We start from the raw sequence: 15,724 nt of genomic DNA, 5'->3' as shown, positions 1-15,724 counted from the left end.
AATGCCTACTCTTTTCTAGGTTTTCGGCTTCCCCTGCTGTACAGTATTTTGATGTGATTGGAACTTGTATCGTTTATTGGACCAAAGTATGCCTAATAAGGCCATAAGCATAAAGGCGGAATTGAATAGGATATGGTCTTTCCATCCCAGGGCCGAAATGACCCCGCCACAGGAACAAGGGATGGAATTACTGTAATTTAGAACGATGATGATATAAGTGGTGAACAGACCCAATAGGACCAAACTGGCATAAAGGGCCGTTTTTCGGTATTTGGGGAACCACAGAAGGCCCGCGATAATCAACTCTAGAAAGGGCACGCCCCAAGAGATCAAAGGGGCATGGGATGCAATGTAGGGCATACGCTCCACCCGTAATTGAAAAGTGTCCAAATGCATCAATTTGCTGACCGCTGTATACACGAAAAGTATGGTCAGCAAAAGGCTTAAGAGGGTAACAAACTTGGAGTGGATTCCTTTGAATGACATATCTTTTGAATTGATATGACAAAGTTCGGGAGTCCGATTTACTTGAAACGGAGCATTCCTTGATTCAAACGGAGTAATTCGTGTATTTTAAGTGGGTTAGCTTCTCAGGTCGGTTGGGGTTTTGCCGTATTTGTCCCGAAAGGCCCGGGAGAAATGGGCGGCACTCTTGAAACCGTTCATGTGGGCGATCTCCTTTAGGGAAAGGTTGCTGTGCTGGATCAAGGTCTTTGATTTTCTAAGACGTTCCTGGGTCAGGAAACGAAAGATGGTAGTGCCATAGATCTGTTTGAAGCCATACTTCAATTTGTATTCATTGGTCCCCATTTGAAGGGCAAGGTCCTTGAGCAAGGGAAGGTCCTTGTCCAAGTTGTTGAGGATCATGTCATGGACCTCCCTGATCATTTGGATGTCCTCCTGGGTCAAAGTAACCTTGTGCTCCTTGATCCCCTTGGTCACTTTTAGCTTATTTTTGGGCAATCCCGTTTCAAAGGGTTCCCCTTTGGAAAAGAAAACAGAGTTCAACACGATTTTCTGGCCGCTGCCATCCAAGGCCTGATAGACCGAAATTTGACAATCCTTGGCAAGCAAAAGACCATCCTTTGTGATGAATTCCAGGAACAGTACCGTTTCCGACCGGTCCCGCTTCAAATGTTTCACCATCTTTTTTGTCCATACTTTTTTGGAAGCCTCGGTCATGAGATCCGTGATATTTTTTCCAATGATTTCCTTTGGCAGCACTGACAAAAGGGAGCAGGAACCGCTGGTGACCATCTCGATGTTGCCCTTGGAATCCATGAGCAGTGCCAGTTGGATGAAATATTGTGGGGTATTGTGCGCATTGGCAAAGCCCTGATGGATAAAGGCTGCCGCTATTTCCTCATTGACCATGTTGAGCAGGACCACCAAGGAGGCAATATTATCATTTTTATCGGAAGGCTCAAGGGAATAGAAGAAGTTGCCCTTGGCCATTTCCAAGAGCATCTTATGGATGCGCTTTACCCTAAAATCATCGGAGTTTGGCATGGTCATCGGTTTTTAAACAGTGGATCGTTTTGGTTGTTGTTGGTTTCATGGTTGCCCATACTTTTTTAAGAAGGCCAATGCCTCGGATTTTTTGGTAAAGGACCGGGTAGGGATCGTTTGCGCATGGGTGCCCAAGTATATGCTGCTGATCACATCCGTGACCGGGGGGTCGATCAAAAAGGCCAAAGCGGTTATCCATTGTGACCCTTCCAAGGCCAAATAGTCCCTTGCCGGCTTATTGACCCTTCGCACCTCACGGATGTCGCATAGTACGGGCATTTCCCTTCCGTTTTGGAGCATCATCCTATCCCGTACGATGAGTTGGGCGGCCTTGAGGTCGATACATAGGTCTTTTTTATAAATGATGTGCATCAGCACTTCGGTCAGCAGATAAATCGCGTATTTGTTTTCATGTAATCTTCTCATGTGGCGAAAACTGGTAAAAACCCTGAATTTACAAAAATACTTCAATCGGTTTCGTGACATGGGGAACACTGTCCCAAATTAAAGGTATTTGACTTGACTGAAACGGAATAATGCTTGACTGAAACGGAGTAAATAATTTGAGAATAACATTTAATCCCACAATTGCCATTACTTTTTAGGACAATTTAAACCAAACGATATGGCAAAGATCAAGCACCACAATTTTTTGAACACCGTGCATGAAGTGTTCACCGATGCAAAACAGGCCGGGGTACTGCACCTCTATGCGGGGGGAGAATCCTTTTCGGGGCGTACCATCAGGGTGGGCGGGAAGGAGATGTTCCATTTCGGTACCACTGGCTATTTGGGGCTGGAACAGGATGTCCGATTAAAAGAGGCCTCCAAGGAGGCCATTGATAAATACGGCACGCAATTTCCACTTTCCAAATCCTATATCTCCAATCCGCTGTACCAAGCACTGGAATCATCCATCGGAGAAATGTACGGCCATCCCATTATCATTACCAAGAACAGCACACTCGGTCATATGGGGGTCATCCCCAGTGCCGTGGGCGATGATGACGTGATCGTGCTGGACCATCAGGTACACTGGAGCGTTCAGAACGCGGCCAAAATGCTTAAAACACGGAGCGTCCCCATCGAAATGATTCGTCACAATAATTTGGGGATGTTGGAGGACAAAATCAAAAAGTACAGGGATTCCAAACGGAACATCTGGTATATGGCGGATGGGATCTACTCTATGTATGGGGACTATGCACCGGTAAAAGAGCTGATGGAATTGTCCAAGAAGTATCCACAGCTCCACTTTTATTTTGATGATGTGCACGGTATGAGCTGGGTGGGCCGGAACGGAACGGGCTATGTGTTAGATCAATTGGGGGATTTGCCCGAAAACGTGCTCCTGTTCGGGACCCTGAGCAAGACCTTTGGGGCCAGTGGTGCCGTTTTGGCCTGTTCCAATTCAGAAATGTACGATAAGATAAAGACCTTTGGTGGCCCGCTGACTTTTTCGGCCCAGTTGGAACCTGCTTCCGTGGCCGCTGCCATCGCCTCGGCAAAAATCCATCTGTCTTCGGAAATATATGAACTGCAAAAGGAGCTTCGGCACCGTATCGATTATTTCAATGCATGCCTGTCCAATACCAAGCTGCCTTTGGTGGACCGGAACGAATCCCCGGTATTTTACATAGGGACAGGAATGCCCAAAACGGGCTATAATTTTGTGAAGCGACTGATGAGGGAAGGGTTCTATGTAAATCTGGGTATTTTTCCAGCGGTACCGGTCAAGAACACCGGGGTGCGTATTACGATTTCACGGCTTAACGAAAAGCCTGAGATCAAGGGATTGGTGGAAGCTATGGCCTATCATTTTCCATTGGCCTTGGAGGACACCCAAACGAATCCGGAAAGGGTCTTCCATGCTTTTAAATTGGAACCCAAGGTCAAAAGCGAACCGTCGCTGTCCACCGAATTGACCATCGAAACTTTGGATACGATTGACCAGGTCGATAAAACACAATGGAACCGCTATATGGGTGGACAAGGGGTCTATGATTGGGAGGGACTGAAATTTTTGGAAGCGGCTTTTCAAGGAAACGTTTGTAAGGAACACAATTGGTCATTCCGATATGTGCTCATCAAGGATTCTAACGGTATTCCCATTTTGATGACCTTTGTGACCCTTTCCCTTTGGAAGGATGACATGCTCGCCCAAGCACAAGTATCCGCTGCCATGGAACAAGAACGGTTGGAAAAGCCTTATCATTTGACCTCTATGGTGCTGTCCTTGGGATGTTTGTTCACGGAGGGGAACCACCTGTATTGGGATACATCACATGAACAGGGGGCTGCTGCAAGGGTGTGCTTTTTGGAACTTTTGGAAAGAATGGAGCACCAGTTGGGTGCAAAAATGACGGTGCTGCGTGACTTTGAAACAGAATCAACTTGGAACGAGACGCTTTATGGCCATGGGTTTTTGCGGGTGCAGATGCCCAACTCCTGTACTGTTGACCTGAAAGGGATTGATACTATGGAAACCTATATGGAACAATTGTCATCCAGAAACAGAAGGCATTTTCGAAAGGATATCCAACCGTTTTTTGACTTGACCCAAACCGAAACCATCTCCAATGCCGATGCTTTCCAAATGCAGGAATTCAAACGTCTTTTTGGGGAGGTACAACAACGGAACCTCGGCCTGAACACCTTTTCATTTCCAGACCAACTGTTTGAACACATGAACAAAAATGAACTTTGGGAATTTATAGTTCTTACGCCAAAAGGGAAGCCCAAAGCCATCCTCGGGGTGATGTTCTGTTATACCAATATGAACCAAGTCTATGTTCCTGCCTTTGTCGGTATGGACTATGACCTTTTGGAAACCTATTCGACCTACCGACAATTGTTGTACCGGACCATTGAACGGGCTTTGGTGCTGAACATACCCAAAATCGATTTTGGGATGACGGCCTCTTTTGAAAAAAGGAAATTGGGGGCGATGGTACATGAAAAATATGCCTATCTCCAGACCAACGACAATTTCATCCTGGAAATGATCGGGGTCATGGAAGGGCAGCATTAATGGGCAGTGATTATGAAGTACCAAAAACTGCTATCGGAATTTGAAGGCCAGTTGGAGGCCTTGGAAGGCGGGAACGGCGATATCCTTTACAAAGCGGAGAAGGGCATCGCCCTGGTGGAGAAGAGCATCCATAAATTGCAAAAACAGATTGTGGGCAAGGACTTTGAGACACAGGCTGATGAAATCTATTTTTTCAAGCATGTCAAGCCCCAGATCTTTAGCAAGCTCATCTATTATATCAGGCTTTTTAGCATCGAGAGCAAACGCCCTCGGGGAAAAGATGTGGCCCAGATCAAATACCTCCAGCAGCAGATCGATAAGCTACAGACCTTTTTTAACGATAACTTGGAATTCTATAATTACTACCGTCGCGGGGCCATGTCCTTGGATGAACAATACTTTGTCCGTGGCAATCGGGACCTGAGACTTCCCCTTGAATCCTTCCATTTCTTGATCGATGACAAGTTCTCCACCTGTCAGGACGGCACGGTGGCCACCATCATGGCATACGATATGCTCATCGTGTACCTAAGAAAGGAAGTAGACGATCTCAACAACAATATGGAACCTACAAAGAACACACCTATGGAAAAACCATCAAAACTATTTTGGACCGGGAGCAAGACCGACCTGATCGAGCTCCTCTATGCCCTGCATACCAGTAAATGCATCAACGGCGGCACCGTTGACATTAAGGAATTGGCCTCCCATTTTGAATACTTCTACAATGTCGACCTGGGCAATTACTACCACACTTTTATCGATATCCGCGCACGGAAAAGCAGTCGTACACGCTTCTTGGAACGGCTTATTGAGATGCTCAACCAACGGATGGAATCCCTGGAAGAATAGCCGTAAAATTTTTCCCAAGTTGGTACCAACTTGGGAATTTTGGTTTTTTGGGGGGTAAGACTTGATTTTTCTAATTTTCATGACATTTTGTGTCTCCCGAAAGTTCAAATGACACCAAATCGGTCCAAATTTTATGTCAAAAAAATCGTTACCAAGTTGGTACCAACTTGGGAATTTTTTCCAAAAACCTTTATCAGTTTTGCGATGAAAGTCAAATCGATGGAAGGGCCATCAAATGAAATGAGAGTAATGCGATGGTCCTTCTTTTTAAAAACTCAGAAACTATGGGAGCGACCATTATTACCTCGGAAGACCTGATGGAGTTCAAAGTGGAACTTTTGGAGGACATCAAGGAACTATTGCAAAACCACAACGACACTACGGCCAAGAAATGGCTCAAATCCAATGAAGTACGGGAGCTCTTGGGCATTTCCCCGGGAACCTTACAGAATTTGCGCATCAATGGCACCTTGCCCTATACCAAAATAGGAGGAGTGCTCTATTATGATCAGCGGGAGATCATGGAAGTGCTGGAGCGGAACAAGGTCAATAAAACCTTCTAGGGGTTTGGAGGGCATCAACTATATTAAGCATCTGAACGGGGTCTTTGAGCGATTCTCCAGGGACAACCGTTTAAATCCTAGCCATATCAGTCTGTATGTGACTTTGTTCCAAATTTGGAACACGGAATATTTCAGAGCTGAATTTTACATCAATCGGGCAGATGTTATGAAAATGTCCAAAATAGGCTCTACGGCAACTTACCACAGATGTATCAAACAGCTCGACCATTGGAAGTATATCCTATACCAACCTTCCCATAACCCCTACAAGGGCAGTAAAGTAAAGATGTTCAATTTTGGTACAAGTGGTGAACAAGTACTGAACAACTACTGTGCTCAAAATAAAACAAGCTCTAAACAACCCTTAATAGGTATAACCAAACATATACAAACGAAAAAAAACATCAGCAAACCGGAAAATTTAAAAAATGCAATTTCATTGGATTTTAAAAACGGAACAAAACTGTTCGGAGATGTTCAATTTCGGGACAACCTAAAATCGGGTTCGGACAAGGATTATGGGGAACCACTATGAAACTGGACCATCCACATATCATTACGGAGGGCAACCTGACCTACCGCTTGGGGGAGCTGAGCGGCAACAGCATCCTGTATGATTTTGACAAGATGCTCGCCTATCTGGAGGCGAAGGGCAAGCTGATGTTCGGGGAGCGGTTCAGGATCTACAAGGAAGACCGAGGGATATTGCTGAACCTCTGCAACTACATCATCAAGGACTATGACAGCTGCAAAAAGGCCGGTATTGACCCCAACAAGGGACTGTTGCTGTCCGGGCCTGTGGGCTGTGGCAAGACCAGCCTGATGCGGTTATTGAAATTTCTGGTACCCTACCAAAAACCCTATTCCGTCATTCCCAGCCGTAATATCGTGTTCGGGTTCAACCACATTGGTTTTAAGGTCATTGAGGATTATGGCAACGGACAGTACTTTTGTTTTGATGACCTTGGGGTGGAACCTACGGGAAGGCATTATGGAAAGGATTGCAATGTGATGGGGGAGATCCTGTTATCGCGTTACGAGCTTTTTATCAACCGGCAGATCAAGACCCATTGTACCACCAACCTCAATGCCAAGGAACTGGAGGTACGTTATGGCAAGCGGGTAAGGAGCCGCATGCGACAGATGTTCAACCTGGTGGCTTTTGAAAAGGACAGCAAGGACAAGCGCAAATAATTTCATTGGCGTTTGAGCACCATTTCCAATAGTTATCCGATGAACTTGATAATCTCCATTAAAATGCTTTCATGGTTCCAGTTTTTTGAATTTGTCATTGCCCAATAGGGTGGCAAGGGCCATGGCCCTGATGTTACTTCCCTTTGATAGAAAGCCTGATTCATCTTATGGCATTTGCTGATGGAGAAGTGGACCGAAAGTCTATATCAAAAGGACAAAAACTTGAACTGACCGAAGTCGAAATTTGACGTTTTTGAGGGGTTTGTAGATCCCAGGTGTCCAGGTTATCCACATTGCATTCCGTTTTTCACATAGATTTTGGTGCCAATCCATTGCAATTGATTCCAAATCATAGTAATCATTATTTTATTCACAAATAACTGCATATCAATTATTTGAATGATATTATCCAGTACTTTTCACCTATCAATAATCGTCTAATCCCAAAGCGTTTACGATATGCGAAAATCATTTTTTATTACCTTGTTTTTATTATTTACCTCCAGTGCTTTATTGGCACAGATCGGGGGCATTGAGGATTCGGTCAATGATATTTCCGATACCATTCGAGCCATCTTTCCCATTATCCTTGGGGTCATTTTTTTAGTGGGCTTCCTCTTTAATGCAGGTCACTTCTTTGGGGAGAATTCGGATCTCAAGAAAGGCATTACCCGGGTATTGGTCTTTGTATTGATCGCCGGGGCGGTGGTGGGCATCTTTACCTATCTCATTGGAATCGTGGTCTGATGAAGGTGTATTCGGTTTATAAACATATTCGAAAGCGGGCCATGATCATGGGCTTGACCATTTCCCTGTTTGCCCTGATGATGGTGTCGGTCATCGCCTCGCTCTTGATCATTATTTTTTCCTTCAGTTTTGGTGTCATCGTGGGCCTATTGGTGTTCAATGCCCTGCTCTATGGGGCATTGGCCCGATGGGTCAAAAAGCCTTTTGAAATCAGTTTTGGTACAGGTTTTCCTGCAGTGATCAGTAATAAACGATTAAGTCCCTTCTCCCATGGCTAAGATTAACCTCCATACATCCCATCCCATCCTGGATATCCAAAATCATGTGGTCTTTGCCAATAATGGCAATGTGGTGCTGTGTTATCAGCTAGAACTGCCCGAAGTATATTCCCTTTCGGAGAAGAATTTTGAGGAGCTGCACGGGATTTGGTTCCAAGCTTTCAAATCCTTACCTGTGGGTACCATCATCCATAAACAGGAGGTATACCAAAAATGCGGTTACACTGCCGAACAGCTTTCCAAGGAGACCTTTTTGCAGAAGGCGACCCATAATTATTTTAAGGGGAGGGAACATTTGGTACATTACAGCTATCTTTTCTTTGTGCTTCCCTTGGACGAGGCACGCAATGCCTCCAAATATGTCAATCCCTTCCGAAGAATTGACAAGGGATACCACCGAAAGTTGGATGTGCAGGTGGCGGCCTTTGTTACAGCAGTGGACGATGCGGTCTCTTATATCCATAACTCAGGTAAAATTGGCGTGTTTCCCATGAGAGCTGAAGCTATTTTGGAGCATACCCACTCCTATTTCAATGGTTTCAATGTCGGGTTCGATACCGACATCCAGCTGGGCAAAGGACCTGTTGAAATCGGTGACCACTTATTTGATGTCATGGCCATTAACAGTGAAGGGTGCTTTGGGGGAACGGTGCAAAGCAGTAAGCCCCATGAAGGGCTCACCGCGGATGACTTTGTCTTTCATCAAGGGTTTTTGGATGGCCTTGCGCTAGATCTACGGGAAAACCACATCATCAACCACATCATCTATCTGGACGATAAACATAAATGGGTCAGGAAACTGGATAAGAAAATTGAGGAGCTTGCCAAGAGTTCCAACTTTGGGACCCAGAACAAAGTGGTATTGGATAAAATACGCCATCTGGTCGATCAAATGAACCAGGATGAAAGCTCCCGGGTCATTCGGGGCCACTTGAATCTAATTTATTGGCACTCGGATGCGGGCCGATTGAAACAGATAGCCTCACAGATCAAGGCGGGCCTCAAGGAGTTGGACATCGTTCCCTATTATCCGGGTAGGGAGGAACGAAAGCATTATTTTTTAAACTCTTATCCCTGTCATGCCTCCAACTTTTCCAGTGAGGATCTGTATGTTACCGATCTCAAACATGCGCTTTGCCTATGGGTGAACAATACCAATTATCGTTCGGATGCTACGGGTATTGTTTTTAACGATCGTCAATACAACATCCCCGTGCTCAAGGATGTATGGGACGAAGAAAAGCGCCGTATCAAGGCGCGGAATTTTGCCATATTTGCGCCCACGGGAGAAGGCAAATCCTTTTTGGCGAACAATATCCTTAGGCAATACTTTGAAATGGGCGTTAGGCTGGTCATCATCGACCTGGGCGGTTCCTATGACAAGTTTGCCAAACTCTATCCCGATCAGCATATCATACTTCGGTATCAGCCCGGAAAGAACTTGGGTATCAATCCTTTTTTTATCTCTGATGAAGCCGACCTGAATCCCGAACGCTTGGAGGACCTGGCCTTGTTCCTCTTGGAACTGATAGCCGAGGATACCGTGACCAAAGCCAAGGAGGTTGCCCTTAAGAAGGTATTGTTGCACTATTATGCGCGGATTCGCAAGGACCATTCCTTGGCTTCGCTCTACCATTTCATCGATGATCAAAAGGATAGCTTGTTACGGGATTTGAAGTTGCAGGAACGTGACTTCAGTGTGTACGGCTTTTTGCATATTCTTTCGGAATATGTGGACGATGGGCTCTATAGTTTTTTGTTCCATGTGGCCGAGGACCAGTCCTATACATTGGAGGATAAACGCTTGATCGTCTTTGAACTGGACGAGGTCAAGGACAATAAGGAAATTTTGTCCGTGATGCTCAAGCTCATCAAGTCAGCCATCCAACGTACCATTTGGCGGAACCGTTCAGAGCGAGGCATCATTCTTCTTGATGAGTTTGCCAAGCAGTTGAAGTTCCCTAGCGTTTTGGAAAGCGTGGAATTCTATTATCAGGCCATCCGGAAACAGAACGGGGCAATTGGTATCATTCTGCAATCTATCAACCAATTGCCCGATAATGCCACTACGGCCAGTATCCTGGAAAATACCCAGGTCATCTATAGCCTTCGCAATGAAAAGGGGTACGACGCCTTAAAGGATCGGTTAAACCTATCCGGCCACGACTTGAACCAACTCAAATCAATTAGGAACAAGCTTTCGGGAGATCGCAAATACACTGAGATCTTTATCAAAATCGGAAAGGATAGTAACATCTTCCGCTTGGAAGTGCCGCCCGAGGTCTATGCCGCTTACCTTACTGATGGGATGGAAAACAATGAGATCATGGCCCTGTACGATCAATTGGGTTCCATGGAAGAGGCCATTACAGTATTTATTAATCAAAAAAATAAAAGCAGATGAGAGCTATTGCAAAACAAAAGTTTTGGAACAGGTCCCGAATAGGGGTGTTGGCCCTGATCATGTTGGTTTTCTTGCCTGAAGGCACTGCCTGCCAGGGGATGCCGGTGTACGATAATACCAATTTTATCAGTATGACCAAATCTCTGTTGGAATCGGCCAAACAAACCTCAGAACTCTTGAAGACCGTGGAGTTTTTGAAGGAACAAAAGGAGAACATTGTCAAGGTGAACAATGTGGTCAAGCAATTGAAGGCGGTGCGGGAATTGGCTAGGAACAATGAGCGCTTGTATCGGAAGGTGCAGACGGATCTAAGGGATATTCTGAACTCCCCATATATAAAAGCAGATGAGGTGGAGCGGGTTTCAGCATCCTTTGAGGAAATCATGGATACCGCCATCGATGACCTCGATTTTGTCAACCAGATCCTATCCAGTGATCTGCTAAAAATGACCGATGCCGAGCGAACGGCCGTTTTAATGGAAAAGAAAGTCCAGTCCCAAGAAATGGTGGCCGAGCTTGAAACAAAGACACGACGTTATCGCGAGATCATTTCTTTTCGTCGAATGCAGGATATCATCAATAATCGGGAAAAGGCATATTGATGGCAGGAATCTTTTTGGGCATAGGATTGGAATATGTGGATGCCGTCTTTCAGACCATCAAGGACAGTGATTTTTCGCAGTATACCCTAGTGGGAATGAAGAGTTTGGCCGTTTTATTCTTTTTGATCAATGTATTGAAAAAATACAGCGAGGGCATCGCTTCCACCGATGGCCATACTTGGGGGCTGACCCCCACGGAATTGGCCAAGAACTTTTTGGTGGTGCTCTTGGTCATTTTTTCTACCGAAGTATTGGGCGTATTTGATGGAATTCTAGTAGCTATTGAATCCCGATACCGGGACACGGCTCCAGCACTCCTCCCGTTACAGCTGCAGGATATAGATCTCGAACGGGATGTGGGTGCTCTGGAAGCCGCCAAAAAGGCCATGGCGCTCTTGTATGATGCCCTGGTCACTCCTTTGTACGGATTGAAAGTGTTAGCCTTTATCGTCGGGGTGGTGTTGTGGCTCTTGGATTTGTTCATTTATCCCTTGTTTTTGGCGGAAAGGTATTTCTTGTTAGGCATCATGCAGGCCTTCTTTCCCCTGGTCATCAGCCTGGCCGTGTTCGAGAAATTCCGCTCCTTGGCCTATACCTATTTTAAGCTCTATGCGGCGGTCTATATGTTGGTGCCCGCCTTTTTTCTTGTAAATGTGTTTGTGAACAACCTCTATACGGAGATAAGCACCCACTTCTGGGGCAACCTCTTCGGCTTTGATTGGGGCAGTGAATTCTTTGCCCCCATCATCGAACTCGGTACCATTGGATTCATTGTACTGCTCAAGTTCAAATTGTATCGGCGGGCCACCCGTTTTACGCTTCGATTATTTACTGGATAAATGATTTTTTATGAAAACACCTTTTAAAAATATACAACAACAATTGCGATTGAACCGATGGGTGGTCCTATCGGTGGTCATCGTTTCAGGTATCGTATGTCTGGTATCAATCCTTCTTGTGGCCCATATCCATCGGGAGAGTTTGAACAAGGCCTTTATGGTGGGCAGGGAAGGGGAGGTCGTTCCCTTGGTCTGGGAAGAACAACGGCAGCATCTAGAGGTAGAGGCCCTGGCCCATTTGGAACGGTTCCATCGGTGGTTCTATGGGGTCGATGCCGGAAGCTACAAGCGGAACATGGAACGGGCCCTTTGGCTCGGGAACGCCACCGTGGTCGAAGTCTATCAACAAAAGAAAGCGGACGGTTTTTATAACCGCTTGTTGCAGTATTCCCTGGTGCAAAAAGTGGAACGTATTGAAAGTACTATTGCTATGGACCGGGAACCAATGGAGTTTCAGACACAGGCCATCATCCAGGTGCATCGAGGTTCGGTAACGGATACCTATGAACTGATCACTTCTGGCCGATTGATTCGTGTGGAACGGAACTTTCCGTACAATCCACATGGCTTGTTGATCACTGATTTTTTTGAAAACTCACTGCGTAAAATTGAAGCTAATGAAATTACAGAAGAATAAAATTGTGTTTGTCCTGGTCTTGGTATGTGTGGTATTGTTTACTGCGATATATACCGTACTCAGGTTTGGGAAGGACAAAAAAGTGGGCTTGGATCCCGAACGGATTCCCATGCCCGATCTGGAAGGGAAGCCCGTGGAATACGAGTCCAAATTGAAAGCCATAGAGGCTATAAAGGAAGAACGGGAAACCAACGCCCCAGAATTGTACCCCGATCATATGGTAGATGATAAAGGGTACTTCAATCCGGATTACATGGAATATGAAAAACAACGTATCATCGACAGTGTGTACAATCATTCGGAACCTATGGCGAAAAGAACGGATTTGCAGGAAGTGAAAGAAGTACAGCGGGAGGTTGTAAAGGAAAAAGAAACCCCCGGCGATGAAATGAGGATGGCTCCTGAGCCCATTTCCATACAGGAGCGATCGCTTTCACACCAACTTTTTTTTGCCTCTGACCCCAGTGGGACTCAAGGGATGATGGTCAGCGATAGTGGTCAAAGGATTCTGGCCTATGTGGATGGGGACCAGACCATAAGGGATGGACATCGTTTGAACCTGCGATTGGAACAGGAGGTGCAGTTCCAAGGAGTCCATGTCCTGAAATATTCACGGGTCTATGGTTTTGTCAAAATCAAGCCCAACAGGGTCATGGTGGAGATAGTTGGTTTGGGTGATCTAGATATTTCGTTGAAGGCCTTTGATTTTCAGGATGGACGGGAAGGCATTTATGTGGAGAACCATTTAGGCGGTGAAGTGATGGAACGGGGCGTGGACGAAACCATAGGGGAGGTGAATGTGCCCGGATTGCCCCAGATCAGGGGTTTAAAACGCATCTTTCAAAGGAGGAACAAGGCCATCAAAGTGGACATCAGTGATAAGTATCAAGTAGTATTAAAACCAGTGTTATGAAAAATAAGGAAGTTACCCTAGTTGTTTTGGGATTGTTTTGTATCGTTGTTGTCAGGGGACAACTAGTATTGGATACTATTTATACCAACGAAACCACCAATGTGGCGCTTTTCTTTCCTAGTCCAGTTCAACAGGCCGTAACGGGCCATGATGGTTTTGTCTTTTCCTATGATAGGGAAGAGGCAGGGTATGTTGGCTTGTTGCAGGGTGTAGAGGGTCCCAATAGTAATTTATTGGTGATTACTTCAGATGGTGGGGTATACGCTTATATTCTTAGCTATGCCAAGGAGCTTTTGCAACTAAACCACTTTGTCCAGATGGAACATCGGATTGGGATTGAACGACCGAATGCTGCCAAAGTTCCCATCAATTCCCCATCACATAGAATCAGTGGCTACAATGAAAAAATAATTGGGAAACTGTTGAGTCAAAACTCTAAATCCTTGGCAAGGAAAAGAAAGAAAGGAATGGTATTACGAGTGGAAGATATACATTATATCGAAAATGATGTTTATCTAGTGGGTGCCATCAAGAACAGATCGGGAATTAATTTTGAGGTGGGTTATTTGGATGTCCTACGGATCAACGGGTCTAAAAAAAGAAGGGCCTCCTATCAAGAAATTCAAGTGGAAGTAAAGCAAACCGTTGGATTGTCCCATACCATTGCCACGGGAGAAACCATACGGTTTGTACTGGTGATGCCGAAATTTGTTCTTGGGGATCAAGAACAACTAAAGTTGATATTACGGGAATTACAGGGAAATAGAACCCTTGAAATTATATATTAGTACCCAACGGCCTAAAGAAAGTTTTGTCCTCTTAATTACGTATGTCATTTCTCAACTTGCTCCGTTTTGGACTTGCAACAAAAAGTAATCATACCTGTTTGGACAATAAACAATATAGCACGCCAGTCATACCAGTATAATCTTTAATTGAACGACTGAGGTTATTAACCTAAAGCATATATCGGGGTGTATTTTTAGACATCTAAGCTATATATTGGGAGGTATTTATAGTTACAAATTTTAATAGTATATATATTTTATATAGTAATGGGTTAACCAAGAAATTAGAATTGGAAATGATTCTATTACCAAGGTAAGTTGAGGTTCAATGATCGTTTCATGACACTCAATCTCCTTCCGGTAACGCTCATGATTTTTCACTTTACGAAGCTAGGATGTTACTATAGATTCGTACCATAATTAAAATCTACTTTGTATTATGAAAGTTTTATTACGAATAGGACCACACAGCGCAAAAAAGACTATAGCTGCTGTTAGAGGATATTGTGTATGATTGAAGGGAGGAATATATGGTTTTGCAACCCGAAACCATTCCAAGATCGTTTTGGAAGTGGACCGTTTGGAGGTGTTCCGGATCTATGGCTGTAGGAAACGAAAGTCCGCTTATCAGGAAATCCGGATGGTGCCCGGCCACAGGTAACATTACCCCAAAAAAGTAAGACATGGCGAAACCAAACATTTTGTGTATGTGTTATCTAAGTTTGTGTTGGGCACTGGGGAACAATTGGGAATTAGGTTAGGTGAATTTGGAGGCAATAGAGAGTTGGTGCTAAAGGTTCACTAGCCAAAAGGATTTTCCATTAAACTTATTCACCTAAATTCCTTAAACCAACTATGTTGTTTAATCCTTACCAAAAATTGTATTGGCAGGGGAAAGAAAAGCCTATCAGAACCAATTCAAATGGAACTTTTGGATTAAATCGCATTCAAGGGTTTTGACCTGTTTGCTTCAAACCTTTCAATTTTTGGTTGAAATGGATAACATATGTGGCGTTAAAGCCAAAATTAAGGTTGGGATTCTTGAAATTGAAGTTATACACTGTATCCGTTTCCAACCTTAGAAGGGCATTGAACCTCTCAAGCCATCAAACAGATAGAGGTATTGCAAATCTTTAGAAAAGAAAGTTAGCTTAACCAATATCATTGAAAGCTAAGCCCGCAAAAGTTTGTCGGACAAGGGACATAAAGCCGTTCCTATGGGTCTGTAAATTAAACTCTGTCCGTTGTTTCAATTCCTTTGGGGCTAGCCCCAAAGGAATTGGTGTTTAATATCAGGGGTATCCGTTCCCCAAATTTAATGTAAAGTTGTTGAACGGTCAGGCTCCAATTGTGCAAAGGGCTGGTCC

At 44.6% G+C, this 15,724-nt stretch carries 17 protein-coding genes; 14 read left to right on the top strand and 3 right to left on the bottom strand.

Features of this window, described 5'->3' with window-relative positions:
• Window positions 1-15: 15 nt before the first annotated feature.
• The 3 genes from GO009_RS16785 to GO009_RS16775 all read right to left on the bottom strand — a co-directional run bounded on the left by GO009_RS16785 (window position 16) and on the right by GO009_RS16775 (window position 1,935).
• Window positions 16-486, bottom strand: coding sequence for a MauE/DoxX family redox-associated membrane protein (locus GO009_RS16785; protein WP_163627877.1), 471 nt, complete (start codon window positions 484-486; stop codon window positions 16-18).
• Between the two features lie 96 nt (window positions 487-582).
• On the bottom strand, window positions 583-1,509 hold the full coding sequence (locus GO009_RS16780) for a helix-turn-helix domain-containing protein (protein ID WP_163627876.1): 927 nt from the start codon (window positions 1,507-1,509) through the stop codon (window positions 583-585).
• Window positions 1,510-1,554: 45 nt separating this feature from the next.
• Window positions 1,555-1,935: a hypothetical protein gene (locus tag GO009_RS16775; RefSeq protein ID WP_163627875.1), complete on the bottom strand. Its 381-nt coding sequence runs from the start codon at window positions 1,933-1,935 to the stop codon at window positions 1,555-1,557.
• 199 nt (window positions 1,936-2,134) lie between these two features.
• On the opposite strand from GO009_RS16775, the gene GO009_RS16770 reads away from it, so the two are divergent.
• From GO009_RS16770 to GO009_RS16705, 14 genes are all read left to right on the top strand, one after another.
• Complete coding sequence (locus tag GO009_RS16770; protein ID WP_163627874.1) at window positions 2,135-4,540, top strand: aminotransferase class I/II-fold pyridoxal phosphate-dependent enzyme; 2,406 nt, start codon at window positions 2,135-2,137, stop codon at window positions 4,538-4,540.
• A gap of 12 nt (window positions 4,541-4,552) precedes the next feature.
• On the top strand, window positions 4,553-5,392 hold the full coding sequence (locus GO009_RS16765; protein ID WP_163627873.1) for an RteC domain-containing protein: 840 nt from the start codon (window positions 4,553-4,555) through the stop codon (window positions 5,390-5,392).
• 284 nt (window positions 5,393-5,676) lie between these two features.
• Complete coding sequence (locus GO009_RS16760; protein WP_163627872.1) at window positions 5,677-5,955, top strand: helix-turn-helix domain-containing protein; 279 nt, start codon at window positions 5,677-5,679, stop codon at window positions 5,953-5,955.
• Between the two features lie 4 nt (window positions 5,956-5,959).
• Window positions 5,960-6,490, top strand: a complete 531-nt coding sequence (locus tag GO009_RS16755) for a hypothetical protein (RefSeq protein WP_163627871.1) — start codon at window positions 5,960-5,962, stop codon at window positions 6,488-6,490.
• On the top strand, window positions 6,487-7,149 hold the full coding sequence (locus tag GO009_RS16750) for an ATPase (RefSeq protein ID WP_203532484.1): 663 nt from the start codon (window positions 6,487-6,489) through the stop codon (window positions 7,147-7,149). The genes GO009_RS16755 and GO009_RS16750 overlap by 4 nt, the downstream gene beginning before the upstream one ends.
• A gap of 459 nt (window positions 7,150-7,608) precedes the next feature.
• Complete coding sequence (locus GO009_RS16745; RefSeq protein WP_163627870.1) at window positions 7,609-7,896, top strand: hypothetical protein; 288 nt, start codon at window positions 7,609-7,611, stop codon at window positions 7,894-7,896.
• Entirely contained in the window at window positions 7,896-8,174 is a 279-nt protein-coding gene (locus tag GO009_RS16740; protein ID WP_163627869.1) for a hypothetical protein, read from the top strand. The genes GO009_RS16745 and GO009_RS16740 overlap by 1 nt, the downstream gene beginning before the upstream one ends.
• On the top strand, window positions 8,167-10,578 hold the full coding sequence (locus GO009_RS16735; RefSeq protein WP_163627868.1) for a TraG family conjugative transposon ATPase: 2,412 nt from the start codon (window positions 8,167-8,169) through the stop codon (window positions 10,576-10,578). Before GO009_RS16740 ends, GO009_RS16735 begins: the two co-directional genes overlap by 8 nt.
• Window positions 10,575-11,180: a conjugal transfer protein gene (locus GO009_RS16730; RefSeq protein WP_163627867.1), complete on the top strand. Its 606-nt coding sequence runs from the start codon at window positions 10,575-10,577 to the stop codon at window positions 11,178-11,180. Before GO009_RS16735 ends, GO009_RS16730 begins: the two co-directional genes overlap by 4 nt.
• Window positions 11,180-12,019: a hypothetical protein gene (locus tag GO009_RS16725; protein WP_203532483.1), complete on the top strand. Its 840-nt coding sequence runs from the start codon at window positions 11,180-11,182 to the stop codon at window positions 12,017-12,019. The genes GO009_RS16730 and GO009_RS16725 overlap by 1 nt, the downstream gene beginning before the upstream one ends.
• A gap of 10 nt (window positions 12,020-12,029) precedes the next feature.
• The gene (locus GO009_RS16720) at window positions 12,030-12,656 is read left to right on the top strand and encodes a conjugal transfer protein TraK (RefSeq protein ID WP_163627865.1); all 627 of its coding nucleotides are present in this window, start codon (window positions 12,030-12,032) and stop codon (window positions 12,654-12,656) included.
• Complete coding sequence (gene traM / locus GO009_RS16715) at window positions 12,637-13,569, top strand: conjugative transposon protein TraM (RefSeq protein ID WP_163627864.1); 933 nt, start codon at window positions 12,637-12,639, stop codon at window positions 13,567-13,569. Before GO009_RS16720 ends, traM begins: the two co-directional genes overlap by 20 nt.
• Entirely contained in the window at window positions 13,566-14,357 is a 792-nt protein-coding gene (locus GO009_RS16710) for a DUF4138 domain-containing protein (RefSeq protein WP_163627863.1), read from the top strand. Before traM ends, GO009_RS16710 begins: the two co-directional genes overlap by 4 nt.
• 514 nt (window positions 14,358-14,871) lie before the next feature.
• A complete protein-coding gene (locus GO009_RS16705; protein ID WP_163627862.1) occupies window positions 14,872-15,018 on the top strand; it encodes a hypothetical protein in 147 nt (48 codons plus the stop codon).
• Window positions 15,019-15,724: the final 706 nt, after the last annotated feature.

The sequence above is a fragment of the Allomuricauda sp. TY007 genome (assembly GCF_010468565.1).
GTDB lineage: Bacteria > Bacteroidota > Bacteroidia > Flavobacteriales > Flavobacteriaceae > Flagellimonas.
This window is presented reverse-complemented; position numbering and strand designations above follow the sequence as displayed.